Source organism: Halarsenatibacter silvermanii (assembly GCF_900103135.1).
GTDB lineage: Bacteria > Bacillota > Halanaerobiia > Halanaerobiales > Halarsenatibacteraceae > Halarsenatibacter > Halarsenatibacter silvermanii.
The window spans coordinates 58,471-84,680 of sequence record NZ_FNGO01000001.1 but is presented as its reverse complement, the minus strand read 5'-3'; the positions used below and the strand labels follow the sequence as shown (position 1 = coordinate 84,680).

23 protein-coding genes are annotated in these 26,210 nt (G+C 52.5%); 15 read left to right on the top strand and 8 right to left on the bottom strand.

Annotated elements, in window-relative coordinates:
- Positions 1 to 13: 13 nt before the first annotated feature.
- Complete coding sequence (glgB, locus tag BLT15_RS00380; protein WP_089757555.1) at positions 14 to 1,906, bottom strand: 1,4-alpha-glucan branching protein GlgB; 1,893 nt, start codon at positions 1,904 to 1,906, stop codon at positions 14 to 16.
- 253 nt (positions 1,907 to 2,159) lie between these two features.
- On the opposite strand from glgB, the gene glgA reads away from it, so the two are divergent.
- From glgA to BLT15_RS00355, 5 genes are all read left to right on the top strand, one after another.
- Positions 2,160 to 3,599, top strand: a complete 1,440-nt coding sequence (gene glgA / locus BLT15_RS00375) for a glycogen synthase GlgA (RefSeq protein WP_089757553.1) — start codon at positions 2,160 to 2,162, stop codon at positions 3,597 to 3,599.
- Positions 3,600 to 3,602: 3 nt separating this feature from the next.
- Positions 3,603 to 4,034, top strand: a complete 432-nt coding sequence (locus tag BLT15_RS00370; protein WP_089757551.1) for an Asp23/Gls24 family envelope stress response protein — start codon at positions 3,603 to 3,605, stop codon at positions 4,032 to 4,034.
- A complete protein-coding gene (locus BLT15_RS00365; protein ID WP_159429738.1) occupies positions 4,006 to 4,776 on the top strand; it encodes an alpha/beta hydrolase in 771 nt (256 codons plus the stop codon). The genes BLT15_RS00370 and BLT15_RS00365 overlap by 29 nt, the downstream gene beginning before the upstream one ends.
- A 165-nt stretch (positions 4,777 to 4,941) precedes the next feature.
- Positions 4,942 to 5,301 carry an encapsulin-associated ferritin-like protein gene (locus BLT15_RS00360; protein WP_089757548.1) on the top strand — a complete coding sequence of 120 codons (360 nt, stop codon included), beginning with the start codon at positions 4,942 to 4,944 and terminating at the stop codon, positions 5,299 to 5,301.
- Between the two features lie 14 nt (positions 5,302 to 5,315).
- Positions 5,316 to 6,098, top strand: a complete 783-nt coding sequence (locus BLT15_RS00355) for a family 1 encapsulin nanocompartment shell protein (protein WP_089757546.1) — start codon at positions 5,316 to 5,318, stop codon at positions 6,096 to 6,098.
- Between the two features lie 215 nt (positions 6,099 to 6,313).
- Here the strand turns inward: BLT15_RS00355 and BLT15_RS00350 are convergent, their stop codons facing one another.
- Entirely contained in the window at positions 6,314 to 7,651 is a 1,338-nt protein-coding gene (locus BLT15_RS00350) for an RtcB family protein (protein ID WP_089757544.1), read from the bottom strand.
- A gap of 120 nt (positions 7,652 to 7,771) precedes the next feature.
- Here BLT15_RS00350 and wecB point away from each other — a divergent pair, with 120 nt between their 5' ends.
- The 3 genes from wecB (at position 7,772) to BLT15_RS00335 (ending at position 11,539) form a co-directional block, all read left to right on the top strand.
- On the top strand, positions 7,772 to 8,941 hold the full coding sequence (gene wecB / locus BLT15_RS00345) for a non-hydrolyzing UDP-N-acetylglucosamine 2-epimerase (protein ID WP_282549715.1): 1,170 nt from the start codon (positions 7,772 to 7,774) through the stop codon (positions 8,939 to 8,941).
- Between the two features lie 82 nt (positions 8,942 to 9,023).
- Positions 9,024 to 10,835: an ABC transporter ATP-binding protein gene (locus BLT15_RS00340; RefSeq protein WP_089757542.1), complete on the top strand. Its 1,812-nt coding sequence runs from the start codon at positions 9,024 to 9,026 to the stop codon at positions 10,833 to 10,835.
- 32 nt (positions 10,836 to 10,867) lie between these two features.
- Entirely contained in the window at positions 10,868 to 11,539 is a 672-nt protein-coding gene (locus BLT15_RS00335; RefSeq protein ID WP_200769652.1) for a protein-L-isoaspartate(D-aspartate) O-methyltransferase, read from the top strand.
- 273 nt (positions 11,540 to 11,812) lie between these two features.
- Here BLT15_RS00335 and sfsA read toward each other — a convergent pair whose 3' ends face one another.
- Together sfsA and BLT15_RS00325 are read right to left on the bottom strand one after the other, a co-directional pair.
- The gene (gene sfsA, locus BLT15_RS00330; protein ID WP_268762207.1) at positions 11,813 to 12,565 is read right to left on the bottom strand and encodes a DNA/RNA nuclease SfsA; all 753 of its coding nucleotides are present in this window, start codon (positions 12,563 to 12,565) and stop codon (positions 11,813 to 11,815) included.
- Between the two features lie 223 nt (positions 12,566 to 12,788).
- The gene (locus BLT15_RS00325; RefSeq protein WP_089757539.1) at positions 12,789 to 13,847 is read right to left on the bottom strand and encodes a class I fructose-bisphosphate aldolase; all 1,059 of its coding nucleotides are present in this window, start codon (positions 13,845 to 13,847) and stop codon (positions 12,789 to 12,791) included.
- A 289-nt stretch (positions 13,848 to 14,136) separates the two neighbouring features.
- Here BLT15_RS00325 and BLT15_RS00320 point away from each other — a divergent pair, with 289 nt between their 5' ends.
- The 5 genes from BLT15_RS00320 to pruA all read left to right on the top strand — a co-directional run bounded on the left by BLT15_RS00320 (position 14,137) and on the right by pruA (position 19,336).
- On the top strand, positions 14,137 to 14,451 hold the full coding sequence (locus tag BLT15_RS00320) for a (2Fe-2S)-binding protein (RefSeq protein WP_089757538.1): 315 nt from the start codon (positions 14,137 to 14,139) through the stop codon (positions 14,449 to 14,451).
- Positions 14,448 to 15,599 carry an NAD(P)/FAD-dependent oxidoreductase gene (locus BLT15_RS00315; protein WP_089757536.1) on the top strand — a complete coding sequence of 384 codons (1,152 nt, stop codon included), beginning with the start codon at positions 14,448 to 14,450 and terminating at the stop codon, positions 15,597 to 15,599. Before BLT15_RS00320 ends, BLT15_RS00315 begins: the two co-directional genes overlap by 4 nt.
- On the top strand, positions 15,565 to 16,338 hold the full coding sequence (locus BLT15_RS00310) for a (2Fe-2S)-binding protein (protein WP_089757534.1): 774 nt from the start codon (positions 15,565 to 15,567) through the stop codon (positions 16,336 to 16,338). Before BLT15_RS00315 ends, BLT15_RS00310 begins: the two co-directional genes overlap by 35 nt.
- Positions 16,331 to 17,479 (top strand): NAD(P)/FAD-dependent oxidoreductase, encoded by a 1,149-nt coding sequence (locus BLT15_RS00305; RefSeq protein WP_089757532.1) that lies wholly within the window; start codon positions 16,331 to 16,333, stop codon positions 17,477 to 17,479. Before BLT15_RS00310 ends, BLT15_RS00305 begins: the two co-directional genes overlap by 8 nt.
- A gap of 219 nt (positions 17,480 to 17,698) precedes the next feature.
- Positions 17,699 to 19,336, top strand: coding sequence for an L-glutamate gamma-semialdehyde dehydrogenase (pruA, locus tag BLT15_RS00300; RefSeq protein WP_089757530.1), 1,638 nt, complete (start codon positions 17,699 to 17,701; stop codon positions 19,334 to 19,336).
- A 114-nt stretch (positions 19,337 to 19,450) separates the two neighbouring features.
- Here the strand turns inward: pruA and BLT15_RS00295 are convergent, their stop codons facing one another.
- Positions 19,451 to 21,757 carry a vitamin B12-dependent ribonucleotide reductase gene (locus BLT15_RS00295; protein WP_200769651.1) on the bottom strand — a complete coding sequence of 769 codons (2,307 nt, stop codon included), beginning with the start codon at positions 21,755 to 21,757 and terminating at the stop codon, positions 19,451 to 19,453.
- Positions 21,758 to 21,921: 164 nt separating this feature from the next.
- Between BLT15_RS00295 and BLT15_RS00290 the strand changes: the two genes are divergently transcribed.
- Both BLT15_RS00290 and BLT15_RS00285 read left to right on the top strand, forming a co-directional pair.
- Positions 21,922 to 22,401, top strand: coding sequence for a ferritin-like domain-containing protein (locus tag BLT15_RS00290; protein WP_234985444.1), 480 nt, complete (start codon positions 21,922 to 21,924; stop codon positions 22,399 to 22,401).
- A complete protein-coding gene (locus tag BLT15_RS00285) occupies positions 22,398 to 22,682 on the top strand; it encodes a GIY-YIG nuclease family protein (protein WP_089757528.1) in 285 nt (94 codons plus the stop codon). The genes BLT15_RS00290 and BLT15_RS00285 overlap by 4 nt, the downstream gene beginning before the upstream one ends.
- Here BLT15_RS00285 and murB read toward each other — a convergent pair.
- The 3 genes from murB to BLT15_RS00270 are packed head-to-tail and all read right to left on the bottom strand — an operon-like array spanning position 22,597 to position 25,979.
- Positions 22,597 to 23,574, bottom strand: coding sequence for a UDP-N-acetylmuramate dehydrogenase (gene murB / locus BLT15_RS00280; RefSeq protein WP_089757526.1), 978 nt, complete (start codon positions 23,572 to 23,574; stop codon positions 22,597 to 22,599). The two genes, BLT15_RS00285 and murB, sit on opposite strands and share 86 nt — an antisense overlap.
- Positions 23,567 to 24,790: a tRNA uracil 4-sulfurtransferase ThiI gene (thiI, locus tag BLT15_RS00275; protein WP_159429737.1), complete on the bottom strand. Its 1,224-nt coding sequence runs from the start codon at positions 24,788 to 24,790 to the stop codon at positions 23,567 to 23,569. The genes murB and thiI overlap by 8 nt, the downstream gene beginning before the upstream one ends.
- A 34-nt stretch (positions 24,791 to 24,824) precedes the next feature.
- On the bottom strand, positions 24,825 to 25,979 hold the full coding sequence (locus BLT15_RS00270) for a cysteine desulfurase family protein (protein WP_159429736.1): 1,155 nt from the start codon (positions 25,977 to 25,979) through the stop codon (positions 24,825 to 24,827).
- Between the last annotated feature and the right edge of the window lie 231 nt (positions 25,980 to 26,210).

Genomic DNA, 26,210 nt, shown 5'->3' with positions numbered 1-26,210 from the left:
TTTAGTGCTCATCTTATCCGGTCTCGGGTTTGAGATAAATTACGGCCAGGGGCGGCAGATTTACTGCCAGCGAATGTTCGAGCCCGTGCCATTCCTGCGGCTGGCTGGAAAAAGAGGATTGCTGTAAATAGCCGCTGCCGCCGTATTTTTCTGCATCGCTGTCGAAAATCACGGCATAGTTACCCTGTTCAGGGACTCCAATTCTGTAATCATCTCTGGGCACAGGCGTGAAATTGCAGACGGCCAAAATCGGTCGGCCTTCTTCATCGCGCCGGAAAAAGCTGATCGCGCTCTGCTCATGATCGTTGGCCTCGATCCATTCGAATCCTTCCTCCTCATGATCCAGCTGCCAGAGTGGAGGATGGTTTTGATAGATTCCATTGAGCTCTTTGACCATCTTCTGCATCTGCTCGTGTTTTTCGTATTCGAGCAGAAACCAGTCCAGCTCCTGACGGAAATTCCACTCTATGAACTGCCCGAATTCGCCGCCCATAAAGAGCAGGTTTTTACCGGGATGGGCCAGCATATAGGAGTAGAGAAGTCTCAGGTTGGCAAATTTCTGCCAGTAATCTCCCGGCATCTTATCGACCAGGGATTTTTTGCCGTGCACGACCTCATCGTGAGAAAGGGGCAGAACAAAATTTTCCGAGAAAGCATACATGATGGAGAAGGTGAGTTTGTTGTGATCCCATTTTCGGTAAAGGGGATCTGTTTCCATGTAATTCAGCACATCATTCATCCAGCCCATATTCCACTTCAGGTTAAAACCCAGACCGCCGATATATCCCGGAGCTGTAACCTGGGGCCAGGAGGTCGACTCTTCCGCAATCATCAAAACGCCGGGGTATTTTTCGAATACCACTTCATTCATCTTCCGCAGGAATTTGATGGCATCTATATGTTCCCGTCCTCCGTACTCGTTGGGGCGCCATTCTTCATCCTCGCGGCCGTAATCATGGTAAAGCATATTGCTGACGGCATCTGCTCTGATTCCGTCTACATGATATTTGTCGAACCAGAAAATGGCGCTGGAGATCAAAAAGCTCCAGACTTCAGGCTGGGCAAAATCGAAATTCAGGGTGTCCCACTGAGGGTTTTCTGCCCGCAGAGGATCAGCACTCTCGTATAGTTCGGTGCCGTCAAAAAGCCTCAGACCGTGATCATCGCGGCAGAAATGGCTCGGCACCCAGTCAATTATCACTCCGATTCCTGCCTGATGCATGCGATCGACAAAATACATAAAATCTTCGGGCTCTCCAAAACGGCTGGTCACGGAATAATAGCCCGTGGTCTGATAGCCCCAGGAACCGTCAAAGGGATGTTCGGTTATAGGAAGAAGCTCCACGTGGGTGAAGTTAAGGTCCTGCAGATACTCCACCAGCCTGTCGGCAAGCTGACGATAATTGAGATAATCACCTTCTTCGTTCCGGGCCCAGGAGCCGAGATGCACCTCGTAAATCAATCCGGGCTCTTTGAGATGGTCGCGATCTCTGCGCCGGCGCAGCCACTGTTCATCATTCCAGTTATAATCCGAAAGATCTCTTATTATCGAGGCTGTCTTCGGTTTCTTCTCGGCAAAAAAGCCATAGGGGTCGGATTTAACTCGGGTGGTGCCGCCGGGACCGATTATGTGATATTTATATTTCATCCCTGGTTCAGCTCCAAAAATGAAAACGGTCCAGAGGCCGCTCTCTTCGATGCGGCTGAGGGGATCGGAATTTTCGGACCAGTCGTTGAATTCACCGGTTACGAAAACTTTTTCCGCATTGGGAGCCCAGACGGTGAAACGGGTCCCCTTTTGGCCGGACTCGCTGCCCGGGTTGGCACCCATAAATTCATAGGCCCGGTGGTGCTGGCCGCGGTGAAAAAGGTATTTGTCATAATTGCTGGGGGGTTCGGCAGGCATATTATCCTCTCCTTCCTGACATTATAAATATTCTTGAAAAACTTTGAAAACCCTCCTTTCGCTGCCGTAAATCGCCGGAGACGAATAAAAGAGGAGATTGGCTTTTTTTATGCAATTAATTTATAAGGGTAAAAATAGGCAGTCGGTCGATAGTTATCGCATAAGATCACTATCAGAACCTTATATTCAGACCAGGGCGGCAGCGGTATGGAAGCAGTGTTTTTTCCTGCCGCCAGCAGGGAGGAATTTAATTATGAGTGATGAGGGATTAAACATACTTCATGTGACTCCAGAGGCTTCGCCCTTTGTAAAATCGGGAGGCCTGGGAGATGTAGTTGGGTCACTTCCTCGGGCGCTTCGGCGTCAGGGCCATGATGTCCGCTGTGTGCTGCCGGAATATGATCAGATACCGCTCAAATACCGCAGCCGGCTCGAGCACCTGCTGCATTTCCGCACCCGGGTAGTCTGGAGAGAGGAATACACCGGTGTCAATCGGACGGTGCAGGGCGGGGTGCCTGTATATTTTATCGACAACAAAGAAAAGTTTAATCGGGGAACACTCTATGACAGCCCCGATAGGCACGTGCAGTTTACATTTTTCATAAGGGCGGTACTCGAGATGCTGCCCAAAATAGATTTTCAGCCGGATATCATCCACTGCCACGACTGGCAGACGGCAATACTGCCGCTGCTGCTGGAAGAGAATTACAGCAGTTTTGATTTTTACAGCGATATAAAAACCGTTTTTACAATTCATAACCTCCGCTATCAGGGAACTTTCGGACCCGGAATTATAGATGACACCCTGGGAGTCGACTGGGATCACTGGCATTCCGGCCGTATAAGACATGATGGAATGGTTAATTTTATGAAGGCGGGTATAGAATACGCCGACAAAATAACTACAGTCAGCCCCGGTTATGCCCGGGAAATTCAGACTTCCGAGTACGGAGAGGGTCTTGATTACGCCCTGCGCATGAACAGCGATGATCTGGAAGGGATAGTAAACGGCATCAGCTATCAGGAGTTCGACCCGGCCGAAGATGAGGAAATTTATTCCACATATGACCGCCATAATTTTCAGGGTAAGCGCAAAAACCGCCGCAGGCTCAAATCAGAAATGGGGCTGGCCGGGGAGAATGATCGACCGCTGCTGGGCATGGTCAGCCGTCTGGTCGATCAAAAAGGTATCGAGCTTTTGGAGGGAATCGGCAGTGAGATAGTCGATCTGGGCTTTCAATTCGTGGTGCTGGGCAGCGGCCGCGGCCGCTATGAAAATCATCTGCAGCTTCTGGCAGAAAAATATCCCGATATGGTCGCCGCCGCCATCAAATACGATTTCACCCTCGCCCGCCGCATCTATGCCGGGAGCGATTTCTTTTTGATGCCCTCGCAGTTCGAGCCCTGCGGCCTGGGACAGATGATCTCGATGCGCTATGGTACCGTCCCGGTAGTCCGTGAAACCGGCGGTCTCAAGGATACAGTAAAACCCTATGATGAGGAGGGCGGCACCGGCATCACCTTTTCAGAATACAGCCCCAAAGCTCTGCTGACAGCGCTCGAAAAAGCTGCCGAACTGGGCCATGATCGTGAAGAGCTGGAAAAGCTGCAGAAGAGAGTGATGAAAAAGGATTTCAGCTGGAATAATTCAGCCGCGAGTTACGATGAGCTTTACAGAAGTCTGGAGGGATGATTTATGGTAGAGATGAACGATTCGGATCTGGGAGATACCGAAATCACCGGTGAAGTGCTGGAAATAGTGGCCGGCATATCTGCCACAGAGATCGAGGGCGTGGCTGCTATGAGCAGCGGTTTTACGGGAGGCATAGCCAAGATGCTGGGTCGCAGCGATCTTTCTCGGGGGGTCAGCATCGAGGAACAGGAAGAGGGTGTGATTGTTAACCTCAAAGTTATCATGGAGTTTGAGGTCAATATTCCTGAGGTCAGTTATCAGGTGCAGAAAAGGGTCAAAAATGCCCTGGAGAAAATGACGGGGGTTACAGTCAAAGCCGTGAATGTAAATGTTCTGGGGATAAACATCAATGATGAAGAGGAGGAGCCGGAGGCGCAAATTTCTTCTGCCGGGGAATCCGAACCTGATGAAAATGATGAAGAGGATAATCGATAAAATTTTAAGGCCCAAAGTCCTGCTGGTGCTGGGGCTTCTGGTCATAGTAATAATCGGCGGCATATATTTTTGGCTGCGTCAGAGCCTGCCTCCTGAGGAGGAAGTCTATAGCTATCTCGAGGGGGATGAAAATATAGAGGTGGCCGCGACCGAAGCTGAGATAAAATTCTGGCCCCGGGAAAGGCTGGAAAACAGCAGGGGCATAATTTTTTATCCCGGCCCCCAGGTCGAGGCTGCAGCTTATGCCGGCCTGGCCTGGAGCCTGGCAGAAGAGGGCTATCCAGTTATTCTGGCTGAAATGCCCTTTCAGATGGCAGTGCTGAACTGGAGCAGAGCCGGAGAAATAATCGAAGCTCACGATGAGATAGAGAGCTGGGTTCTGGCCGGTCATTCGCTGGGAGGGGCCATGGGCGTGCGTTTTATAGATCGCAGCCGGCCTGCAGATGTGGAGGCTCTGATTTTGCTGGCTTCATATCCGCGGCAGTCGGCCGATATTTCGGAAAAAGATCTGGATGTTCTCTCGCTTTACGGCAGCGAGGATGAGGTTATTGACAGAGAGCGCCTGCAGGAACGAAAAGAGCTTCTGCCCCCGGATGCTCGCCTGGAAGAGCTGGAGGGAGCCAACCATGCTGGTTTCGGACAGTACGGAGAGCAGGGGGGCGACGGAAAGGCTGAGATCAGCGGCAGCGAGCAGCGGCGACAGACGGTTGAGCTGATAATAGAATTTATCCAGGGTGATTAATACTGCAAAAAACAACCCCTTCTGTCAATGAGCCAAAAAGCTTGCTATTTTGACCACAAAATGTTATATTTTATAATGGACGGAAATATGCAGAGGGTAAATTTGACCCGGAGCAGTAATTTTTTTGGATGAAAGATAGAGGCAAATTTCAAGGGAGGTAATAACATGGCAGAATTCCATGAGGACAAAGAGGATCTTGACCAGGAAGCCATTGAATATCACCGGATTATTCAAAGCGTAATCGAAGAACTGGAGGCAGTTAACTGGTACAATCAGCGGGCTACCGCCACCGAAGACGAATCCGTAAAGAACATAGTTGCCCATAACAGGGATGAAGAGATCGAACATGCCTGCATGGGCCTGGAATGGCTGCGGCGCAACAGCGAAGTCTGGGATGAGCATCTCCGCGAATTTCTTTTCACTGAAGAGGAGATTACCGAGATAGAAGAGGGCGAAGACCACGATCATGATGATGAACATGAATCCGCCGGCGATAACTCGCTGGGCATAGGCGATTTAGACTAAGGAGGAGATAAAAAATGGGAGATATTTTGAACAGAGATCTGGCGCCAATTCCGGAAGAAGCCTGGGAGCTTCTGGACGAAGAAGCCCTGGAAGTTCTGGAAAATAGATTGAAAGGACGCAAAGTAGTCGAGGTTTCCGGTCCTCACGGACTGGAAAAGGCTGCTGTCAATACCGGCCGCCGGGAAGAACTCACCGGTGTGTTTAGCTGCAGAGAATCATGCCCCATGATAGAGATGGAAATCCCGTTAACCGTGGACAGAGCTGAAATAGAGGCTTTCCTGCGCGGTGCCGAGGACGCTGAAGTAGATCCGGTACGGGAAGCTGCAGCAGAAGCAGCCCGGCTTGAAAACGAAGCTATTTTCGAAGGTATGGCTGAAGCTGAGATAGAAGGAATTCTGCCTTCTTCCGAACATGATGCTATCGAGGTAGAAGAGGATAGAAGTGCATTTTTATCCGCTATCTGGGAAGCGCGACGCACCCTGGATCTGGAAAATGTTCCCGGACCTTACAGACTGGTGCTGGGTGATAGACTCTATCAGCTGCTGAACGAACTGGAAGGTTCCGGTTATCCGCTTTATCGCAAAGTTGAGGATCTGGTCGGTTCCGAAATCATCTATGCTCCCGAGCTCGATGATCGCGGAGTCCTGCTGGCAGCAGGCGATGACTTCGAACTGGTGCTGGGTCAGGATCTCTCGCTGGGCTATCGCGACAGCAGCGCGGAAGAGTTAGATCTCTTCCTGTTTGAGACATTCACCTTCAACGTTTATGCACCGGAGGCTGCGATAGTTCTCGAATAACAGCCGGTCTGATCGGTTTTTTACAGCTGCAGGTCAAAATTAACATCCGGCGGGTTTTAAAGCCCGCCGGATTTTTGCGATTTTTGCTGTGATTTTAACTTCTGCAGCTATTTTCCCTCCTGATCAGCTCTATTCAGAGACCGGAAAAGATGTTATTATAGTTTATGCGGAGGAAAAATTTTATTGAGAATGGAGCTTTATGTCTGGTGCAGCATTCATCCTTTTAAAACGACCAGCGGTTTGAGTCGGGCGGCCGGATAGGCCAGATTGCTGCGGGTTAATGAGGATATAACATCGCTTATTTCCTTATAGGCCAGAGGCGATTCATCGAGTATATTTTCGCCGCTGGAGGAGGTGCTTTTGACCTCGCCCATGCTCTGGCGGTGCCGGTCATAGGAGATTGTCTTTTTGGCCTGGGTGCGGCTCATTTTGCGGCCGGCCCCGTGGGCTACCGACTCCAGCGAAAGCCCGGTCTGTTCGCTGTTCATCGAGAGCCCCACATAACTGGCAGTGCCCATCGATCCCGGGATGAGCGCTATACCATCGGGTGGCAGGTGAGTTGCTCCCTTGCGGTGGATCAAAACCTCACGCTCCTCCCCTTCGATCACATGAGTCTCCCGACGGGCGATATTGTGAGCGTGATCGTAAAACAATTCCAGGCGGCTGTGAGGAAAGTATTCGCGCCAGGTCTCCTCCAGATTGCGCATGAGCAGTTCCCGATTGGCATAGGCGAAATTGGCCGCACACCTCATAGCCTTGAGATAATGTTCAGCTTCCGAACTCTGCCCCGGAAAATAGGCGAGATTCTTGCGGGGAAATTTCAGGTTGTATTTATGAGCTTTATCCTTGGCCTGCTGGGAGTAATTTTTACAGACTTCGTGGCCCAGCCCCCGGGAACCTGTGTGCAGCATGATGACCAGCTCGCCCTCGTTCAGAGGCAGGTTATCGTCGGTGGAAGCAACAACCTGCAGCTCGACGAAATGATTGCCGGAGCCCAGACTGTTCAGCTGGTCGATTCCCCGGTTTACGGCTTTGCCGGGGACTGAATCGGGATCGGCTCCGGCCATAAAACCCTCGTTCTCGCAGTTTTGACCGGCGTCAGCAGGAGCCAGACCCAGCCCGGGAAGCGCGGATACGCCGTAAGCGAGTACCTCTCTGAATTCGGAGCGCGAAAAATTTAAGCTTGAGCCCTCTCCCAATCCGGCAGGCACCGTTCCGGACAGCATCCGCAGGATTTCCTGGCGTCTTCCTTCGATTTCATCTGCCTGCATGCCGGTTCTTATAAGCCTCACACCGCAGTTTATGTCGAAACCGACAGCTCCCGGGGAAACCGGCCCGTCCGTTGAACAGGCCATAACTCCGCCTATGGGGAGCCCATAACCCTGATGAAGATCGGGCATGCCCACCACTGCTGTAACTCCCGGCAGGGTGGCTGCGCTTAAAAGCTGATTGAGGGCTGTGTCCTCTATCTCATCATATATTTTTTCGGAGGCAAAGAGCTTAACATCGCACTGCATGTCTTTTTCGGCTGGAAAATTATAAAAAATACCCATGGATTTTACCCCCTTAATTTTTGTCCTCTCCTCGGCACTTTAATTTTATCATGAACTCCCGCTCAGGGCCAGACCGGTTTTGGCAGGGCAGGGAGGATACCTCAGAAAGGAGGCGGCGAGGTGACAGCTCGAAAAAAGTTTAAGGTTATGTCCATCTTTGGCACCAGGCCCGAGGCGGTCAAACTGGCGCCGGTGATAGAGAAGATAGAATCCAGCTCCCGACTCGATCACACTCTCACGGTCACCGGGCAGCAGCGGGAGCTTCTTGACCAGATGCTGGTCAGTTTCGAGCTCACACCCGATATAGATCTGGAATTGATGGAAGAAGATCAGCATCTGAGCGATCTGACCGCCCGGGTGCTCGCGGGCCTGCGCGGGGTGCTGGCCGAACATGATCCCGGGCTGGTTCTTGTTCACGGCGACACCGCCACAACCCTGGCTGCCTCGCTGGCCGCCTACCATCAGCAGATTGCGGTGGGGCATGTGGAGGCGGGGCTGCGCTCATACGATCGTTATTCTCCCTTTCCCGAGGAGATGAATCGTCAGCTGACGGACGCTCTGGCCGAGCTGCATTTCGCTCCTACCTCCGCCAGCCGCGATAATCTGCGGGCCGAAGGCATCGAAGAGGAAAGGATTTTGGTCACGGGTAATACCGTGATAGATGCCGTGCAGAGGATAGCCGGCCTGGATCCTGAACTCCCTCCCCGGCTGCAGTTGTTGAAGAATAAGGCCGCGGCGGATGAGATCGATCTCGTCATGCTGACCGCCCACAGGCGCGAAAATTTTGGCGGGAAGATGAAGAAAATTTTTGCCGGGGTTCGGGAACTGGCAGCTCGATATGAGCGGGTTGAGGTGGTATTTCCCGTGCATCTAAATCCGGGCGTGCAGAAGCCGGCAGAGGCTCTGCTCAAAGATCAGGCAAACGTCCACCTCACCGAACCGCTGGCTTACAGTCATTTTATCTCTCTTATGTCCCGGGCGCGGCTGGCATTGACAGATTCGGGAGGCATTCAGGAGGAGGCTCCGGCTCTGGATGTTCCGGTTGTGCTGATGCGCGATAATACCGAGAGGCCGGAGGCTATAAGGGCCGGCACAGTGCTGAAGGCAGGAACAAATAAAGAGAGTATACTCAAGACAGCCGGGCGGCTTCTGGAAGATGATGAATTTCACCGCGAGGTGCGCTCCCGTCCCAACCCCTATGGGGATGGGAGAGCCTCGGAAAGAATTCTGCAGGGAATTCTGCATAACTTTGGGCTCAGCGAGGCTCCTCCTGATGAGTTCGGGATCTGATCTGTTTGTTGTTATGCTGTCGATATGGTATAATGCAATTCTGCAGGATTGAAACTTTCCTGTATTTTAGGAGGGGATATATTTGTCCGCTTGTGAAGACGCTAGCAGTGATGAAGGAAATTATGATTATACCTATAAAGAGATGCTGGGAAGATTTTATCGCATTCATCTGAAGAATTACCGCAATGATTTTATCAAAGTCCAGTTTCTGCATATTGTAGCTGCGGTATTATTGCTGATACCGCCTCTGATAATGCGCGAAATTATCGACGAAGCCATTCCGAACCAGAATTTCGGCCGCCTGGGGATGCTGGTGGGAGCCGCTCTGGTCATATTCATAGCCAGAGCGCTGGTCCGAAAACACACCATATATCACGGCCACCGCATAGCTCAGGAAAGCGTGCGGGATATGCGCAATGATCTCTATCAGCACTATCAGCGTCTATCGATGAATTTTCATGATCGCAAGAAAACCGGCGAACTCATGTCCCGGATAATTGACGACCTCAACAAGCTGCAGGAGTTCGTACATCACGGCCCGGAAGCTGTGATCAATTCGCTGGTGCTCATCGGCGGTACCGTGCTGATAATGCTCTATATGAGCGTCTCCCTGACGCTTGTTACCCTGATCTTTGTTCCGGCTCTTTATATATTCTCGCGGCTTTTGATCCAGCGGATGCACGAAGCTTTCCGCGAGACCCGCGAAGCTAAAGCTGATATCAGCGACAGGCTCGAGGATAATCTGGCCGGCATCAAGGTTATCAAAGCTTTCGTAAGCGAGAGGGAAGAGCTGGAGAGATTCCAGGAGACCACTCAGGAGCATACCGATAAAAGGCTCAATGCCATAAAATATATCAGTCTGCTCTTTCCCGGGTCCCGGCTTTTAAACAGCATGGGAGTGCTGATTGTGCTAGGTTTTGGCGGGTATCTCACCGCGCTGGGTACGATCACAGTCGGTACTATCGTCTCTTTTTATGCCTATCTTCAGCAGTTCCGGGCTCCTATTTTGAGAATGGTCCACATGACCGAGGATTTGAGCCGCTTTTTTGCCAGCATGGAGCGCTATTATAAGCATATGGAAAGAACACCGGAGATTGAAAGCGAATCTGTCGGCGTGCCCAAACCGCCCAGCTTTGAAGGCAGAGTCGAATTTGAAGACGTGAATTTTTGTTACGAGGAGGAAGAACAGGTTCTGAAAGGAGTATCCTTTGCGGCTGACCCCAGGCAGACGATAGCTCTGGTCGGTCCCAGCGGCGCCGGTAAAACGACGATAGTCAGGCTGATGCCCCGTCTTTACGGGCTCGACTCCGGTTCGATCAGAATTGACGGCAGCGATATCAGGGGTTTTTCCGTGCGTGAGCTGAGAAGTGCTTTCGCCATGGTTATGCAGGATGACTATCTATTTTCTGACAGCGTGGCCGAGAATATCGCCTACGGTAAACCGGGGGCTGATGAAGATGAGATAATAGAAGCTGCCCGGGCTGCCAATGCTCACAATTTTATAGTCAACGATCTACCGGAAGGTTATGATACTCAGGTCGGACAGAGAGGGCTCAGGCTTTCGGGCGGCCAGCGGCAGCGCGTATCTATAGCCAGAGCATTTTTGAAAAACCCGCAGATTTTGATTTTAGACGAAGCCACTTCCTCCGTCGATCTCGAGACCGAGAAATTGATACAGGAGGCTATAGAGCGGTTGACCGAGCACCGAACAACCTTTGTTATTGCTCACAGGCTGGCTACTATAGTAGATGCAGATGAGATACTTTTTGTCGAAGACGGCCGCATCAAGGAGCGAGGCAGTCACAAGGAACTGGTTGCCCGGGGCGGGGACTATTATAGATTTTATGAGATGCAGTTTGAGGAGGGCTCCGAGAAAACTGCTTCCCTCAGCTGAAGGAGTTTCGCTCTGAGAATAATATCATGTGGATGAATAACTATCAGAAAGGGGCGAGATCAGTGCGAGAAAAGTATCGGCAGGCCCGGGAAGAGATGATCGAAAACCAGCTAAAAAGACGGGGCATAGATGATGGAAAAATTCTCGAAGCTTTCAGACAGGTCCCCCGCCATGAATTTGTGCCCGAAAAAAACCGGCATAAGGCCTATCGGGATCACCCCCTGCCCATAGGTGAGGAACAGACCATAAGTCAACCATATATTGTCGCCTATATGATGGAGAAGATAAAGCCGGAAGGCGATAACAGGTTGCTCGAGGTCGGCAGCGGCTGCGGTTATGTGCTGGCCCTGCTGGCTGAGATAGCGGCAGAGGTATACGGGGTGGAGCGCCGCAGTTCGCTGGTCGAGATGAGCAGAAAAAATCTCAAGGATCTGGGGTATGACCTGGAGATAAAGCACGGAGACGGAACCCGGGGCTGGTCGGAAAAATCCCCTTTCGATGGTATCATAGTCAGCGCGGCTGCCGGAAAAATCCCCGATCATTTAAAAAAACAGCTGGCAATAGGCGGCCGCATGATAATTCCGATCAGCCGCAAAGTATTTCAACAGCAGCTGGTATTGGTCAAACGCACGGGAGGCGGGCGCTATGATACCCGGAAACTAAATCCGGTCAGATTCGTCCCGCTTCTCGAGGGCAAAGAGTAGTGGATCTTCCTGTCTTCAGCTGGTTAAAAGGTGTGTAAAAAACCTCATTTAGTTTTACTGTAAGATATAAAGCTTCGTTCACAATGAAATTTTTCCTCTGTTTAAGTGAAGTTTTCGTCCAAAAATTGCGCTCCCTTCGCAAAAGCTTGTCCCTGAGCACACGCTCAGCCCGGCATATCCTGAGCCGGGGACACTATTATTTGGCCATGGGCTCAACCTGAGTTTCGAAAAATTTCGAGTATCACTTCGCTTTATATCTTACAGCCAATATTTTCACTCCTGTTGCCAGTTTACGGGCAGCTTTTCACCCGGCCTGATGCCGCTTAAGCTGACCCGGGATCTGTAGGCGGAGATGATCACGCCTGCATCCCGAGCTGACTTCAGGCTGTCGGCGAAGTCAGGATCTATCTCCCGGCAGGGCCGGAAGCTGGCAGCATCATTCCTGCCCAGAAGAAAGAGAACCATGGCTCTGCCCCCGGTCTCCTGCTGCCATCTGATCAGCTCCTCCACATGACGCCGTCCCCGGCTGGTCACTGCATCGGGAAAGCAGGCGATCTCCTCTCGCACCCAGGTGACGCTTTTAACCTCGAGCAGAAGCCGGTTTTCACCTTTTTCTTTTTGATTCTCATCATCTTTTTCAACTTCTTTTATCATCTCCTTTCTTTTCAGCAGGAAATCAAAACGAGAGCTGCCCCAGCTGAACTCGCTCTTCTGCAGCTGCCATTCTTCGAGCTGGCTGAAAGCACCCGTTCTGAGGCCCAGTTCGGCCACGCGATTGGCCCGATGAGAATTGATCGAGACCAGAGTATCGCCAACAGCGGCCAGCACGGCCGTGCCCTCTGTTTTTCTATCCGATTTTTCGGCCGGATGGTAGTATATCATGCGGTCGGGAACGGCTATCTCCGGCAGCCTTCCCGGATCGGCCAGATAGATTTTGCGCTTTTTTTCGGTAAAACAGCATCTGCAGTCGAGTACAAAGCGATTCGGTCTCTCAATGATCCTGGCCCTGTAAAGAGGCCGGGGTATTTTTACCTCGGCGGTATTTTTTGTGATGGTATCATCTCCCGATAGGGGTTTGCAGTCCTGGTATTTTGGATCTTCCAGCTATTATTATCATTTATTTTTTGGCTCGTGATCTTCGCGAGAAAAATAAAAACTAATAACCGGCCGGCAGCGCTCGCTGCCGGCCGGAAATCCAGCTGGAGCATCAAAGAAGCTTTTTACTCATCTATGAAAATCCGACCGCCGATCAGGCCAGATCTATTTCATCGCAGAGATAGACATCCTGGATGCTGTTGAGTATTTCTATACCTTCTTCCATCGGTTTCTGGAAGGCCTTGCGTCCGGTTATAAGTCCCATACCGCCGGCTCGTTTGTTGATGACAGCGGTTCTGACAACCTGCTCAAGATCGTTTTCACCTGAAGCGCCGCCGGAGTTGATCAGGCCGATGCGTCCGTTATAGCAGTTGAGCACCTGATAGCGGGTGAGATCGATGGGATGGTCGGAGGTCAGCTCTTCATAAACAAGATCATCGGTGCGGCCAAAATCGAGCTCGCGATAGCCATCGTTCGTCTCCGGCTGTTTTTGCTTGACGATGTCGGCTTCAAGTGTCGAGGCCAGGTGGTTGGCCTGACCGGTTAGATCGGCAGCGGAGTGATAATCCTCTTCCTCAGTTTTGAATTCGCTGTTGCGCAGATAGGCCCAAAGTACGGTGACCAGACCCAGTTCGTGGGCATATTCGAAGGCTTCAGCTACTTCCTGGATCTGACGGTTGCTTTCGGGAGAACCGAAATAAATTGTGGCCCCCACACCGGCAGCTCCCAGCTCGAAAGCTCTTTCCACGCTTGAGAAGAAGATCTGATCATATCGTTTGGGATAGCTGAGCAGTTCGTTGTGATTTAATTTCACAATAAAGGGAATTTTGTGGGCATACTGTCGGGAAACGCTGCCCAGAACTCCCAGGGTCGAGGCGACGGCATTGCAGCCTCCTTCGACGGCCAGTCTGGCTATGTTTTCGGGATCGAAATAATCAGGGTTGGGGGCGAAAGAGGCGCCGGCCGAATGCTCTATACCCTGGTCGACAGGCAGAATAGAGATATAGCCGCTGCCGCCCAGGCGGCCGTGATCGATGATGCTCTGCAGATTTCTCAATACCTGAGGCGAGCGATCTGTGCGGGCGAAAACTCTGTCCACCACATCCGGTCCTGGCTCCACCAATTTTTCTCCGGGATAGGTCGTACTCTCGTGTTCGAGCAGAAATTCAGCCTCTTCTCCCAAAAGTTCAGCAATTCCTTCATAATCGAGCATGTTTTATGCCTCCTCTGCCAGCTTATAATTGTATCCATAATCATTTGTGCCAGCTTAATATTATTATAACTCATTTTCCCCCTATGTCCAAACCTTTTTGTCGACTTTTTCGATAAACTGAATCCGATCTCCAGCTGCGAAAATTTTCATTCTTCAACAAGGTTTTTCCGTTTTAATATTTAATTTTACTTATAGAGCTTTTTAACCGGGCATCTGCAGCGGAGCTGAAGCTGCTGATGCTGATTTAACACTGCTGAGGCGGGATCGGGAAAAGGGGTGTGTTATAGATATGAGAATAGAAGATCATCCGGTGCTGGATTTTGAGCGGGCGGAGAAGGATAAGATCACATTTTATTATGAGGATGAGGAGATAGAGGCCTATCGCGGAGAGACCATAGCAGCAGCGCTCCATGCTGCCGGGGTCAGAGAGCTTAAAAAGAGCCTTCACCATGATCGTCCCCGCGGCTTTTTTTGCGCCATCGGCAACTGCTCGTCCTGTTATATGATCGTCGACGGGCGCCGCAATGTCAAAACCTGCGTCACCAGGGTCGAGGAGGGCATGGTGGTTGAAGAGCAGAGAGAGAATAGAGGTGATAGTCGTTGAGAGAGTGCAATCTGGCCATCGTCGGCGGAGGACCGGCCGGTCTGGCGGCCGCGCTCAAAGCTGCTGAGCTGGGGCTGGAAGATATTGTCTTGCTCGAGCGCGATGATTTTCTGGGCGGGCAGCTGGTAAAGCAGACCCATAAATTTTTCGGCGCTCATGATGAGTATGCCGGAATGCGCGGCATTGAGATAGCCGAACATTTTCGTCAGCAACTTTCCCAAAAAGATGAGGTAGATATTCTGCTGGGTTCGCCGGCCCAGGGTTTTTATGAGGATGATGTTCTGACCTACACAGACGGTGAAAAAATGAAGAGGCTGAAGCCGGAGCGGTTGATATTAGCTCCCGGGGCCTCGGAAAAAATGCTGGCCTTTCCGGGCAATGATCTGCCGGGAGTTTACGGAGCTGGAGCTGTGCAGACACTGATGAATCAGTACGGGATTCGTCCCGGTGAAAACGTTTTGATGGTCGGCGGGGGCAATATAGGTCTGATCGTCGCCTATCAGCTTCTGCAGGCTGATATTGGAGTGGCAGCTGTGGTCGAAGCGGAAAACAAAGTGGGCGGTTATGCCGTTCATGCCACCAAGATAAGGCGCTGTGGAGTGCCTGTTCTGACGCGCCATACCCTCATTCGAGCCAGAGGAGAACAGGAGGTCGAGGGTGCGGTAATTCAGGAGATAGATGAGAACTGGCAGCCGGAACCGGGAACCGAGCGCGAGCTGGAGGTCGACACCATCTGCCTGGCGGTGGGGCTTTCTCCCCAGGTTGATCTGGCTGTACAGGCCGGCTGTGAGATGGTTTATTCTCCGCTTCTGGGTGGGGACGTTCCCTGGCGTGATTCCTCGCTGAGGACCAGCCGCGAGATGGTCTTCGTAGCCGGGGATGCCGCGGGAGTTGAAGAGGCCACTGCGGCCATTTTGGAGGGAGAGCTGTCTGCTGCCCGGGCAGCGGAAGATGTTTTCCAAAAAAAGAGCGGTCCGACCGACCGGTTTTCCGGGGCCATCGAAAAAGCTCGCGCAGGCCGCAGGCAGGCCCGGTCTGGCCTGGAGGAGCTGCGCGGCGGACCGATAAGTTCCGAAATCAGAGAGGGTATCGCCCGTTTGAGGAGGAAAAAAGATGCTGAAAAAGACAGGTATTCCTGCAGAAGCTGAGCTCGATAAGGCGCTGCCTTCCCGGGAGCGGCTGGAAGAGGGGCCGGTGGCCGTTTTTGAATGTTTCGAAGAAATCCCCTGCGACCCCTGTTATTATGCCTGTCCCGTGGAGGCAGTCGATGAGTTTGAAGATATAAACGAACTGCCCGAGCTGGATTCGGAAGCCTGTACCGGCTGCGGACGCTGTATTGCGGCCTGCCCCGGCCTGGCGGCTTTTGTGCTGGACTATACTTACAGTGAGGATAAAGGTCTGGTAGGACTTCCCTATGAATTCACTCCGCTTCCGCAGGAGGGGGAGGAAGTCATTGCTCTCGATCACGCCGGTGAAAAGACAGCCCGGGCCGAGGTGGTGCGGGTAAATACCTACCGGGGTGCGCAGAAGACGCCGGTGGTCTGGTTGGCCGTGGAAAAGAACGGGCTGGCCCGGACCAGACATTTTCGACGACTAAAGGAGGATGAGGAGACGATAATCTGCAGGTGTGAGGATATAACTCTGGCCGAGATCAAACAGGTCGTGGCCGAGGGTTATACCACTGTCGAGGAGATAAAGCGCAAAACCAGGTTGAGCATGGGCCCCTGCCAGGGTCGCACCTGCCTGGAGCTTATCTCGACCATTCTGGCCCGGGAACTCGACCGGGATCAGGAGGAGATCGATCTGCCCGTAAGTCGGCCGCCGCTGGAAGGAGTCGAACTGGGCGTGCTGGCCGCCCGATCTGAAGGCGGTGAGAGCGATGGTTGATACAGCCGAAGCTGTCATCATCGGCGGGGGTGTTGTCGGTCTGGCCACGGCTTTCAATCTGGCCCACCAGGGCCGCGATGATATCGTGGTGCTGGAAAAATCCTATCCGGGCAGCGGCGCCACCGGGCGCTGCGGAGCCGGCATCCGCCAGCAGTGGGGAACCGAGATGAACTGCCGGCTGGCCCGGGGCAGCATGGATATCTTTGAAAACCTGGAGGCCAGGCTCGGTTATGAGGATGATATCGGTCTCAAGCAGAAGGGTTACCTGCTTTTGGCCTTTTCGAAGGAAGAGATGGAACAGTTTCGTCGGAATATAGAGCTGCAGAGAAGCCTGGATATTCCCTCCCGGGAAGTCAGTCCGGAAGAGGCTGAAGAGCTGGTTCCTCATCTCAACACCCGCCGGGTGGTCGGGGGAGCTTTCTGCCCGACCGATGGCCATGCCGACCCTTTCAAAGTGGTGGATGCATATGTAAAGGCCTGCCGGAGAGCAGGGGTGGATGTCAGAACCTATACACGGGCTCTGGATATCGAGCTGGATGATTCGGGCCGGGTGGCAGCAGTGATCACCGAGGACGGCAAAATAAGCACACGCCAGGTGGTTAATGCCGCCGGAGGCAGGGCCGGTCAGGTGGGTGAGATGGTCGGACTCGATCTGCCTGTCAAATCCGAAAGACACGAGATTCTTGTCACCGAGCGGTCCGAACCGATACAGGGCCCGATGGTCATGTCTTTTTCCTATAATATTTACTGCCAGCAGACCCCTAAAGGGCCTTTTGTCATGGGGTTTGGGGATCCGGACGAGCCCGAGAGCCTAAACATAAATTCGAGCTGGCATTTTCTGGAGGAGATGGCGGAAAAAGCGGTCAACCTGCTGCCGCCGCTGGCCGAACTCAGAGTGCTGCGTCAGTGGGCCGGGCTTTATTGTCTCACACCCGATCATCAGCCCATAATCGATCAGCCCGAGGAGGTACCCGGCTTTTACATGGCGGTCGGTTTCAGCGGGCACGGCTTTATGATAGCGCCCATGACGGCTATAATTCTGGCCGAAATGATGACCGATCAAAAGCCGCGGCTCGATCTGGACCTCGAGTTAAAGAGGTTTGAGCGGGGTGATCTAATCCTGGAGCCTTCCGTGGTATGAAAGTTTTATTTTAGCTTTTGTTGTTACACAGATTTGTTGATATTCAGACAGGACACAGATTGAAACTCGGGTTTTTCTCCGGAACCGCCGGTGAAAAATTTCATTGTGAACGCAGCTTTATATCTTACAGTAGAACTAAATGAGGTTTTTGACGCACCTATTTGCCAACTAAAGACAGGAAGATCCATAAAAAATACAATCTGAGGTGAGAAATTTATTATGGGCAATAACAAAATTTTCGAGCTGGAAAGACCGGAAAACGAGCCGGTTCTCGATTATGCTCCCGGCAGCGAAAAACGACAGGAGCTGAAGGAGGAGCTGGCCAGGCTCAGAGAACAGGATCCGATCGAGATTCCCCTCTACATCGGGGGAGAAGAGGTAAAAACGGGCGATCTGGTCGATATAAGATGCCCGCATGATCACAGCATTCTGCTGGCCCGCTACCATCGGGCCGGGGCCGAAGAGGCCGAGATGGCCGTAGAAGCTGCGCTCGAGGCTAAAAAAAGCTGGAACCAGCTTGACTGGGAGGACAGGGTCAGTATCTTCGAGCGGGCCGCTTCTCTGCTTTCAGGACCCTGGCGGGCGACGGTGAATGCCTCGACCATGCTGGGACAGAGCAAGAGCGCCCATCAGGCCGAGATCGATTCTGCCTGCGAATTGATCGACTTTCTCCGCTTCAACAATTATTTTTTGAGCCAGCTTTACAGCAATCAGCCCGCTTCTACCGAGACCGAGATCAACATGATCGAATACAGACCGCTCGAGGGGTTTGTATTTGCGGTCACACCCTTTAATTTTACCTCTATAGCCGGAAATCTGCCCGGAGCGCCGGCGGTCTGCGGAAATACAGCAGTCTGGAAGCCCGCTTCTTCTGCCATCTATTCCAACTACTATTATTTTAAGCTTCTGCAGGAAGCCGGCCTGCCGGCTGGAGTAATCAACTTTCTGCCGGGCAAAGGCAGGGAGATAGGACCTGTAATTCTGGGCAGCGAAGAGCTGGCCGGAGTCCACTTCACGGGATCAACATCAACCTTTCGGGAGATATGGAGCCAGGTCGGCCAGAATATCGAAAATTATCGCGACTATCCCCGTCTGGTGGGCGAGACTGGCGGCAAGGATTTCGTCATCGCCCACGAGAGCGCCGATCCCGATGAGCTGATGACCGCCCTTATCAGAGGAGCCTATGAATATCAGGGGCAGAAGTGCTCGGCCATCTCCAGGTCCTATATTCCCGAGGATTACTGGAGCGATATGGAGGAGGAGCTTCTGCAGAAGATAGATAATCTGACGATGGGCGATGTCGAGGATTTCAGCAATTTCGTCAATGCCGTGATAGATGAAGCTGCCTTCGAGAAGATCACCGAATATATAGAGGACGCCCGGGAGGCCGACGAAGCTGAAATAATCTGCGGCGGAGATTATGATGACAGCGAGGGCTATTTTATCGAGCCGACAGTGATTCTGGCGCACTCTCCCCGCTACCGGACGATGCGCGAGGAGATATTCGGTCCGGTGCTGACCATCTATCTTTACGATGAGGAAAGTTTTGCGGAGATACTCGAGATCTGCGATGAAACCTCACCTTATGGCCTTACCGGAGCAATATTCGCCCGTGATCGGCAGGCTGTCGATCTGGCCCGCGAGAAGCTCACCTATGCGGCCGGCAACTTTTATATAAATGACAAACCCACCGGTGCTGTGGTCGGCCGACAACCCTTCGGCGGTGCCCGGGCTTCAGGTACCAACGACAAAGCCGGCAGCCGCTGGAATTTGATGCGCTGGCTTTCGCCCAGAACCATCAAGGAAAATCTGCGTCCTCCCCGGGATCATGGCTATCCCTTCCTGGATGAAGAATAAAATCCTTCGAAATTCGCCGCTGCAGCCGTCTGTTTAAAAATCCAAAAAGATCCGGAAATCAAAAGCCCCCGGCGGAGAGCTCAGTCCGCCGGGGGTTTATTAGTCCCTGAGTATTTAACCGCAGCGGGACCAGCCGCAGCTGCGGCAGACCACGCAGCCTCCATCGCTTTCGAGCTGGCTGTCGCAGTCGGGGCAGGTCCGCTCCTGTGAGAGACGGGCGGGTTGATAACCGGAAAATTCAGGTTCCGAATTTTCACCTCTGTCATCTTCGCCCCCGGCGGCAGCGCGGGCGGCTTTCTGCTTTACAATCTCCGAGTTGTGCAGGATATCATCGAGATTTATCTCGTCCCGATCGGTTTTTTCGGCAAAATCCTCCAGGGCCCGACCTATGGCATCGGGACAGGAGAGGTTATGAACTTCTTCGCTGATCATGGCCGCCTCACAGCGAATTCCCTTGAGCTGTCTGCTTATCTCCTCTAAGGCCACCCCGCTGCGCAGAGCCAGCGAAGCCAGCCTGCTGATAGCTTCCGACTGAGCATGACAGCCGCCGCCCTTGCCGGTGGTGGTAAAGACCTCACAGATACCGACATCATCTGAGTTGATGGTAATATAAAGTTTGCCGCAGCCGATCTCCGTCTTCTCGGTGGTTCCCACTGTGATTTGAGGTCTTTCTCGTTTGGTGAGACCGGATTTTTCGGCCGGTTTTTGCTGCGAATCATCTGTGGTCAGTACCTGTTCGGAGCGGCTGCCGTCGCGGTAGATGGTAACACCCTTACAGCCCAGCTCGTAGGCCAGTCGATAGACCTCGCGCACATCATCGATGGTGGCATCATTTCTGAAGTTGACGGTTTTGCTCACCGCATTATCGACGTTTTCCTGGAAAGCCGCCTGAGTTCTCACATGCCATTCGGGACTGATATCATGAGCGGTGACGAAGATATCTCTGATATCGCGGGGGATTTTCTCCATATCCTGGATCGAGTTCCGACCGGTCAGGCTGTCGATCAGCTCATCGCTCAATATGCCCCGCTTTTCCGCCATCTCTTTAAAAACAGGATGAACCTCGATCAGGGTGTCATCCAGCACGTTGCGCTCATAGCAGAGGGCAAAGATAGGCTCGATGCCGCTGCTGGTGTCGGCCAGGATGCTGATAGAGCCGGTGGGAGCAATAGTCGTCGTGGTGGCGTTGCGGTAGGGTTTGTCGTAGATGCTGTCCTGATAGTTGGGAAAGGGACCGCGTTTTTCCGCCAGCCGGTGGGATTCAGAACGGGCTGTCTCGCGTATAAACTCCATAATTTCGCGGGCGGTGTTCACCGCCGGTTTGCTGTCATAGGGCAGTCCCAGTTTGAGCAGCATATCGCTGTAGCCCATAACTCCCAGACCTATCTTGCGGTTTCCCCGGACCATCTCCTCGATCTCGGCCAGGGGAAATTCGTTCATGTCTATGACGTTGTCCAGAAACCTCACAGCGGTACGGGTGGTTTCCTCCAGTTTATCATAATCTATCCCGGCCTGACCCGGCTCACCTTTAACCATGCGGGAGAGGTTGATAGAACCCAGGTTGCAGGCTTCGTAGGGCAAAAGCGGCTGCTCGCCGCAGGGGTTGGTGCTCTCAATATCGCCCAGGGCGGGAGTGGGATTGTCCTCATTGATGCGGTCGAGGAATATTATCCCCGGCTCTCCGTTGCCGTGGGCCCTTTCGACAACCATCTCGAATATCTCCCGGGCGTTTTCGCTGGCCACCGCCTCTTCGGTGCGGGGATTGATAAGCTCGTAGGTTCCTCCGGATTCGACTGCCTTCATAAAATTCTCGGTCAGGGCCACTGAGATATTGAAGTTATTGAGCTCATCCTCATCTTCCTTGCAGGAAATGAATTCGCGGATGTCGGGATGATCCACTCTCAAAACTCCCATGTTGGCGCCGCGCCTTTTGCCGCCCTGCTTGACGGTGTCGGTAGCAGCATCGAAGACGTGCATAAAGGAAACCGGCCCGCTGGCGACGCCGCCGGTCGAGCGCACGCGGTCATCTCTGGGGCGCAGACGGGAAAAGCTGAAGCCGGTGCCGCCCCCGCTCTTATGGATCAGGGCAGCATTTTTTATGGCCTCGAAAATATCTTCCATGCTGTCCTCCACGGGCAGTACAAAACAGGCGCTCAACTGCTGCAGATCATTATCAGCGTTCATAAGCGTGGGGGAGTTGGGCAAAAACTCGAGCGCTGTCATGACGTCATAAAATTTTTGGGCGGCCGGTTCGACCGGTTCATCATATTTTTGATTGGCTTCGGCTATGTTTCGGGCCACCCGGTAAAACATCTCTTCTGGAGTTTCTATCAATTCGCCATCGCCATTTTTTTTCAGATAACGGGCTTTGAGTATCTGTTCGGCATTTTCGCTCAGTTCGATTTCTTTCCTGCGTTCCATAAATTTGCTCACACTCCCTATTAAAGTTTTGTATTTCTCACAATGCAGGCAGGAGAAAATCTTCCTGCCTATAATTTTATTAAAGAAGATTATGATGGGAAAAATTCAAAATGGATAAAAGGACCGGTTTTACCGGTCTAAAATTTACAGGGGGTTTAATGATAATGATAGAAGGAAGTTTCAGTTTCAACGAAGTTCTTGAGATGGCCAAAGATATCGAAGAGAAGGGCGAGAATTTTTATCAGAACCAGGCTGAACTGACCGATAACAGCGAGGCTGAAAAACTTTTCCTGCGTCTGGCTGCTGACGAAAACGATCATTACCGGCGCTTTCAAAAGCTGCAGGAAGATTTCCAGCAGGAAACCGGCCGCGAGGACGAGTACGTGACTGACAGCGATGTCAGCGCCTATCTGGAAGCTCTGGTCGAATTCTCGGTCTTTCCGGCCGACGAAGAAGAAAAAGTCGAGGCCCGGGATCTCGAAGAGGTCCTCGGTATGGCAATTCAGGCCGAAAAAGACTCTATATTGCTTTACACCGAGATGAAGGAGGATAATACCGGCACGACAGCCGAAGCTCTGGATAAATTGATAGAAGAAGAAAAAGAACATCTTGTAGATCTGCTCAGGCTCGATGCCGAAATATGATGTCTCATTACGCTTACATGCTGCTTTGCAGCGATGACACTATCTACACGGGCTATACGACCGATTTAAAGCGCCGGGTAAGAGAGCATAATGCCGGTGAAGGAGCTGCTTATACCCGGGGCCGAACTCCGGTTGTCCTCATTTACTGGGAGGAGTTTGATACCCGTTCCGGGGCTCAAAAGCGGGAATATGCCCTCAAACAGCTGTCCCGTTCGGAAAAGGTGGCGTTAACTCATCCGGGGGAAAATCACCAAGAGGACGGGGTTCGGGTTCCAGAGTGATGTCGAACTCCTCCTCGACTCCTCTCTGCACCCTGCGCATCAGTTCGATCACCTCGGCGGCCTCTGCGCCGCCTTTTTCTATGAGATTCACTATAAAGCCGGCGTGTTTTTGGGAAACCATAGCGTTGCCGACACGACTGCCTTTAAAACCGGCTGCTTCTATCAGGCGTCCGGCGTAATCATCTTCCGGTCGCTTGAAGGTGCTGCCGGCGCTGGGACAGTCCATCGGCTGCTTGAGCCAGCGTTTGTATTCGAGCTCGGCCATTCTCTCCAGAATCTGTTCTTTTTCGCCCCGGCTTAACTCGAGCACGGCCGAAACCGCTATACAGCCTTCCTGCTGCAGCCGGCTGCTGCGGTAAGAAAGCTCGAGCTCTTCTTTTTTCAGCCGGTAGGATCGCTTATCCTGCGGCGAAAAAACTTCTACCTCTTTTAAGACATCCTGCATCTGGCCTCCGTAAGCTCCGGCGTTCATAAAAATTGCTCCGCCCAGAGTACCGGGTATACCGCTGGCGAACTCGAGTCCAGAAAGGGCGGACCGGGCGGAAATTTCGGCCAGTCGACCCAGCAAAATCCCGGCCTCAGCCTTTATCGAGCTGCCCTCGATCTCAACCCGATCGAGATCGGAAAGTTTCACTGCCGCTCCCCTTATACCTCTATCAGCCACCAGCAGATTGCTGCCGGCTCCTGTCACCGACCAGGGAATATCAGCTGATTCAAGTTTTTTGAAGACCTCCAGGGCGGCTTCGCGCCGGCGGGGGACAATGAATAGATCGGCCGGCCCTCCGATGCGCAGACTGGTATGTCTTTTCATGGGTTCATCTTCGCTGATCGAAATTCGTCTGACTTCGGCAAAAGAAGAGATAAGCCGCCGGTATCGATTCTGTTTATTCATCCTGTCCTGTGTCCTTTCCGGAGCTGATTTGCTCGCGCTGCAGAGAATTCAGCGCTTCTGTCACCAGAGAATCTATATCGAGATCCTCTTCCAGCTCTTTTACCCGTTTTAATCGGGGGCGGGTGATGGGGTTGTCGGGTATGAAGAGGGTGCAGCAGTCCTCGTAAGGTCTTATCGAAATCGAATATGTGTCGATGTCGCGAGCCTGAGAGATGATATCCTGTTTGTCGGCTGTCAAAAGCGGCCGCATCAGCGGCAGCTCTGAAGCAGCCGAGATAGTCCTGAGGCTGGCCAGTGTCTGACTGGCTACCTGACCTATGCTGTCGCCGGTGACAATTCCAGCTGCTCCCAGCTCTTCGGCCAGGCCGGAGGCGATGCGCATCATCATCCGCCTGAGCAGCGTGATGGAAAAAGAGCGGGGCAGATTGGACCAGATCTGTTTTTGGATCCCGGTGATATTCGAGATATAAAGATCTGTCGGTCCGTTGTAGCGGGCCAAAACCCGCGTCAGGTCTCTGACTTTCTCCAGCGCCCTTTCACCGGTATAAGGGGGCGTGTGAAAATAGAGGTTGGTCAGCTGAACTCCTCTCCTGATGACCTGCCAGCCGGCCACGGGACTGTCTATTCCTCCCGAGAGCAGAAGCAGAGCTTTTTCCGAGGTGCCGGCCGGCAGCCCCCCGGGCCCCTCGTAACGTTCGGTGAAGATGAAAATGCCGTTATCGCGCACATCGTATTCGAGCAGAATCTCCGGGTCATGCACATCGACCTCGAAATCGAACTGGTCGGAGTCTTCGAATTCCCGGAGCACCCGGGCTCCCATCTTTTTGCTTATCTCCATGCTGTCGTAGGGGTATTTCTTGTTGGCCCGGTTGGTTTCCACCTTGAAGGTCAGCTCGCCTTCGGGGGCGGTTTCAGGCAGCAGTTCGACACCCTTATCCCCCAAAAGCTCGAGATCGGCATCTGCCGGCAGCTGGATGGCAGGGCTGAAGCTGACTATTCCGGGGGTGTATTTTAAAGCTCTGATAATATTATCATCGATGTGAAGCAGTTCTCCCTCTGGATATATAAAAATACGGCCGTATGTGGTGTCGAAGCTGAAATCCAGACAGGGTCCCAGCCGCCTTTCGATATCATCCAGAAGCGACTGCTGAAACTCATCAAAATTTCGGCCTTTAAGTCCCAGCTCGCCGTATCTAACCAGTATGGTGCTGTACATCACAAAACACTCCTTTTTGAGCTGCCTGTTCGGATCAAAAGAGAAGCTGGCTTTCTTCGGCACAGGCTGCAAAAAATTCATCCAGTTCTTTTCTGGTGGTAGAGGGTGAGAGGCTGACCCGTAAAGCTCCTTCCAGCCTGGGCCCTTCTATCTCCATAGCCTGCAAAACCCGGCTCAGTCTGCCTTTCTGAGAATGGCAGGCGGAGCCGGTGGAAATATAGATATTTCGCCGACTCAAAGCATTTATAATGACCTCACCCTTGATGCCGGGCAGAGAAAAATTTATCAGATGGGGGGCGCAGTCCTCCCGGGGGCTGTTGAGCACCGCCCGGGACATTCGTTCTTCCAGCTTCTCAAGAAAATAAGCCCGCAGATCTTCGAGCCGGCTGCTGGATTCGCCGGGGGAGAGGCCGGGCAGTTCCCTGAGAGCGACCTCGAGCCCGGCCAGGCCCGGCATATTTTCAGTCCCGCTGCGCATATTTTTCTCCTGACCGCCGCCCCGCAGCTGCGGTTCTATCAGATTGGGATCTTTGGTATACAGAAATCCGGTGCCCTTCGGCCCCTGGAATTTATGGCCGCTGTAGCTGACCAGATCGGCCTGCCAGGCGGCCGGCCGGGTGCCCACGTTGCCCGGAGCCTGAACAGCGTCGACATGAAAAAGCGGCAGCTCGCTGCCGCCGATAATATTACCGATTTCCGCGAGAGGCTGACGGGCTCCTGTTTCATTATTAACCTGCATCGCGCTGAGCAAGATGGTGTCAGAGCGCAGGCTTTCCTGCACCCGTTCCGCCGATATAAAGCCGCGCTCGTCCGGTTTGAGTCGCGTCACCTCGAAGCCCCTATTTTCTTCCAGATATTTTATCGGCTGGTAAACTGAAGGGTGTTCTATCTCCGTTGTCAGAATATGTTTGCCCTGATGTTTTTGACGGCCGGCCGTTCCCATAATGGCCAGGTTGTTGGCCTCGGTACCGCCGGAGGTGAAAAAAATTTGCTGCGGGGAGGCGGCCAGAAAATCAGCCGCTTCCTGCCGGCAGCTTTTAAGCAATTTGCTGGCCTCAACTCCCCGGCCGTGCAGCGAGGAAGGGTTGCCGTAATTTTGTCTAAGAGCCTTTTTTACAGCCCTGGCTGCAGCGGGCAGGCAGGGAGTGGTGGCGCTGTTATCAAGATATATTTCTTTCCCATCGTCCACAAAAAATTCTTCCTTTCCAGGCTGGATTTTGGATTGATGCCGGGTATACTTCCCGGCGAAAAAGCTTATTTAGTTATACTGCAGGATAAAAAGCTTCCGATATTTTTTAAGCCTCAGGTTAAGCCTCAAAGATTAAGGTTATGAGCACCCCTGAGATTCCAGCATCGAACTATAATTATAACATAATAAAGCGGCAGCGAAAAGCCGGAGATGAAAAACAGAAGGATAGTG

Excerpts from the sequence above, each read along its gene's own strand:
- BLT15_RS00290 (WP_234985444.1), top strand. The coding sequence starts at position 21,922 with ATGATAGAAGGAAGTTTCAGTTTCAACGAAGTTCTTGAGATGGCCAAA.
- glgA (WP_089757553.1), top strand. The coding sequence starts at position 2,160 with ATGAGTGATGAGGGATTAAACATACTTCATGTGACTCCAGAGGCTTCG.
- BLT15_RS00365 (WP_159429738.1), top strand. The coding sequence starts at position 4,006 with ATGAAAATGATGAAGAGGATAATCGATAAAATTTTAAGGCCCAAAGTC.
- BLT15_RS00325 (WP_089757539.1), bottom strand. The coding sequence starts at position 13,847 with ATGCTCGATTATGAAGGAATTGCTGAACTTTTGGGAGAAGAGGCTGAA.
- BLT15_RS00295 (WP_200769651.1), bottom strand. The coding sequence starts at position 21,757 with ATGGAACGCAGGAAAGAAATCGAACTGAGCGAAAATGCCGAACAGATA.
- BLT15_RS00360 (WP_089757548.1), top strand. The coding sequence starts at position 4,942 with ATGGCAGAATTCCATGAGGACAAAGAGGATCTTGACCAGGAAGCCATT.
- BLT15_RS00285 (WP_089757528.1), top strand. The coding sequence starts at position 22,398 with ATGATGTCTCATTACGCTTACATGCTGCTTTGCAGCGATGACACTATC.
- BLT15_RS00355 (WP_089757546.1), top strand. The coding sequence starts at position 5,316 with ATGGGAGATATTTTGAACAGAGATCTGGCGCCAATTCCGGAAGAAGCC.
- BLT15_RS00305 (WP_089757532.1), top strand. The coding sequence starts at position 16,331 with ATGGTTGATACAGCCGAAGCTGTCATCATCGGCGGGGGTGTTGTCGGT.
- pruA (WP_089757530.1), top strand. The coding sequence starts at position 17,699 with ATGGGCAATAACAAAATTTTCGAGCTGGAAAGACCGGAAAACGAGCCG.
- BLT15_RS00310 (WP_089757534.1), top strand. The coding sequence starts at position 15,565 with ATGCTGAAAAAGACAGGTATTCCTGCAGAAGCTGAGCTCGATAAGGCG.
- glgB (WP_089757555.1), bottom strand. The coding sequence starts at position 1,906 with ATGCCTGCCGAACCCCCCAGCAATTATGACAAATACCTTTTTCACCGC.
- murB (WP_089757526.1), bottom strand. The coding sequence starts at position 23,574 with ATGAATAAACAGAATCGATACCGGCGGCTTATCTCTTCTTTTGCCGAA.
- BLT15_RS00320 (WP_089757538.1), top strand. The coding sequence starts at position 14,137 with ATGAGAATAGAAGATCATCCGGTGCTGGATTTTGAGCGGGCGGAGAAG.
- BLT15_RS00370 (WP_089757551.1), top strand. The coding sequence starts at position 3,603 with ATGGTAGAGATGAACGATTCGGATCTGGGAGATACCGAAATCACCGGT.
- thiI (WP_159429737.1), bottom strand. The coding sequence starts at position 24,790 with ATGTACAGCACCATACTGGTTAGATACGGCGAGCTGGGACTTAAAGGC.
- BLT15_RS00350 (WP_089757544.1), bottom strand. The coding sequence starts at position 7,651 with ATGGGTATTTTTTATAATTTTCCAGCCGAAAAAGACATGCAGTGCGAT.
- BLT15_RS00335 (WP_200769652.1), top strand. The coding sequence starts at position 10,868 with ATGAATAACTATCAGAAAGGGGCGAGATCAGTGCGAGAAAAGTATCGG.